Raw genomic sequence first — 2,826 nt, forward strand, 5'->3', positions numbered from 1 at the left:
TTCATGTGGCGTTGAACACCACGACCTTGGCACATTGCGATGCCGTCTGGGGAGGGCGGCAACCATCCCATCTTCTGCCGCTTGACGAACGGTTTGACATAGGCCGGGGCAATCAGTCTTGGCTCATGGCCAAGCCGAGCCATCTGACGGGCCCAGTAGTGGGAGCTGCCGCACGCTTCCATCGCCACGACACATGCCGGTTGACTCGCCATGAACTTGCAAAACTGCAGGCGCGACAGCTTCTTGCGGAACACAACCGATCCATCAGCTGCCGCCCCGTGCAGCTGAAAGACGTTCTTTGCCAGATCGATCCCAATGATGGTAACCTTTTCCATGGATGCCTGCCTCTCCTTTGCGTGGCGCTAACACCACAAACTTTGGCACATTGCGATGCCGTCGGAGAAGGCTGGCATCCACCCCATCAGCAAAAATGGCGTGGCATTCAGCGGTGACATTGGCGTGTCCGCCGCGCAGCCCCTGTGTTTAGCGGAGCGGCGGACATGGCGGCCGCGTCTCAGGCGGCCAGTGCCCTCAGGTTCTCCTTCTTGTGCTCGCGCATATGATCCATGTTGAGATAGCGGGTCGCCTCGAGCCAGTTCTCGTGGATCTCCACCGCCAATGCCCGAACCAGCCGCAACAGCTCTGCGGGTTGGGGAAGATGCGAACGACCAGGGTGCGCCGCTTGATCTCCTGGTTCAGCCGCTCCAGCATGTTTGTAACCGGTATGATCATGACGGTGCCATCCGATCCCCGCTGGAGATGAGCGATTTTCGGCGTATGGTGCGACCATCCGGGACAGGGGCACCGGGAGCACGCCAAGTGCGGGCAGGCCGATCAATTCGATGAGCTGCGAGCTCGCGTTAGTAGCTGGCCGCCCCTGCGACCTGCCCGGTTGCGCCGAGAGCGCGGATTCGTAGGTGTCGCGTCGCCCGCCGGCTCCCGACTGTTTGAGGAGGAGCCGATGAGACGTGTGATTGGAATGGACATCCACCGCACCTTTGCGGAGGTGGTGGTTTGGGAAGACGGCCGGCTGCGCCATCACGGACGGGTCGACATGACCCGCTCGGGACTGGAAGGGTTCGGCCGCAGTTTGCGACGGACGGATGAGGTTGTCATCGAGGCTACGGGCAACGCCATGGCGGTGGTGCGGGTTCTGTCGCCCTATATCGGCCGGGTATTGTCGCCAACCCGATGCAGGTGAAGGCGATCGCCCATCGATGCCGGCGTTCTGGCGCAGCTCCATGCCAGCGGCTTTCTGCCGGAGGTCTGGGTTCCCGATGAGCGGACTGAGCGGCTTCGCCGCCACGTCGCGCGGCGCAACCAGGTCGTGCGGCATCGAACGCGCGTGAAGAACGAGGTGCATGGCGTCCTGCAGGCGCACCTCGTGCCGAAGTGCCCGCATGCCGATCTGTTCAACCGTCGGGGTCGCGCCTGGCTCGAGCGGCAGGTGCTTCCCGACGACGAGCGGACCGCTATCGCCCGCCACATCCGCGAGATCGATCGCCTGGCCGAAGATCTGGCTGACCTCGATCGCGACATCGCCCGGGAAGCGGTTGATGATGTGCAAGTCCGGCGGCTTCAGACGATCACCGGCGTCAATGCCATCGTCGCGAGCGGTATCATCGCCGCCGTCGGCGACATCCGGCGGTTCCGCGAGCCGCAGAGGCTGTGGAGCTACTTCGGCCTCAATCCGCGTGTGCGCCAATCCGGTCTTGGCTTGGCGCAATATGGCCGGATCAGCAAACATGGGCGTTCCCATGCCCGCGCCATGCTGGTCGAGGCCGCCTGGGCGGCGGCGAAGGCGCCTGGACCGCTCAGGGCCTTCTTCCTACGCATCCGCAACAAGCGTGGCCATCAGGTCGCAGCCGTGGCGGTCGCCCGCAAGCTCGCGGTATTGATCTGGCATCTGACAAAGGAGCAAGACTACTTCTGGGCTCGCCCGGCGCTGGTCGCGGCAAAGCAGAGGCAACTCGCTCTTAAGGCTGGCGCGCCGGGCGAGCGCGGTGTCGGTCGCCGCGGTTCGGCTTACGCCTACAACGTGAAGGAGTTGCGAAACAGCGAGAAAGCCGCGGCCGAGAATGCCGAGCGTACGAGCTGATGGTTCGGCATTGGCGGCCACGCTGGCCGAAGCGGCGCACGGACGCCACAGAACGACTATAACGGCTGGTGGCGGCACTCTCATCCTCTCGCACCACTCTTTGCCACGTGGTCGTCCGTGCGGACAAATATAGCATAAGGAATGTCCTGTCCCGGCACGACCGCCGTCTCGGTCCGCTCCAGACTGGCGCCGTGCTCGACGCCGTCAAGGCGTGGCCTGGAAACCTCGCAGCCGGCCGTGCCGCCACCGCACCGGCCAGCCTTGACAGCGTCTCGACACGCTCGCACGGGAAATCCTGTGGGCCGGGACGAAGAAACAGGCTCACCTGAGCCGAACAAAGAAACGCACCAGGAATCGAAAAAGCCGAAATCAGGCTTGTCGATGTACTTCATATGCTTGTGATACGGCAGCGGCAGCCGATAGAAGCTCAGCGTCTCTCCTCGATGTGGTTCTCCACCCAATTCACCAGCTTCGGGTATTTGGCCTGCCATTTGGCGATCCACTGCGCCAGGTCGCGCTTGACCTCGGCTAGGTCGCGCCGGTCATAGAACCATCTGAGCTCCATCAGGCAGTCGTCATCGACCTTGCGCGGCACGTAGTCGAGCGCGTTTATGAGGAAGTGCACGTTATGCCGACGTCGGCATAACGTGCATTGGACTAACCCGCTCCGCGATTGCGGAGCGGCAAGGAGGGTGTGTGCCGCCGGCGTGGTGTTGATCGCGTCTGTC

At 63.2% G+C, this 2,826-nt stretch carries 4 pseudogenes; 1 reads left to right on the forward strand and 3 read right to left on the reverse strand.

The window, feature by feature from the left end:
- Both AC0L3D_RS36250 and AC0L3D_RS36255 read right to left on the reverse strand, forming a co-directional pair.
- Positions 1-335, reverse strand: a pseudogene (locus AC0L3D_RS36250) (hypothetical protein); the annotation flags it as partial.
- Between the two features lie 179 nt (positions 336-514).
- A pseudogene (locus tag AC0L3D_RS36255) lies at positions 515-717 on the reverse strand (transposase); the annotation flags it as partial.
- 262 nt (positions 718-979) lie between these two features.
- On the opposite strand from AC0L3D_RS36255, the pseudogene AC0L3D_RS36260 reads away from it, so the two are divergent.
- Positions 980-2,160 (forward strand): annotated as a pseudogene (locus AC0L3D_RS36260) (IS110 family RNA-guided transposase).
- A 324-nt stretch (positions 2,161-2,484) separates the two neighbouring features.
- Here the strand turns inward: AC0L3D_RS36260 and AC0L3D_RS36265 are convergent.
- Positions 2,485-2,735: pseudogene (locus tag AC0L3D_RS36265) on the reverse strand (transposase); the annotation flags it as partial.
- Positions 2,736-2,826 lie beyond the last annotated feature (91 nt).

This window comes from Mesorhizobium sp. WSM4837, from assembly GCF_055811435.1.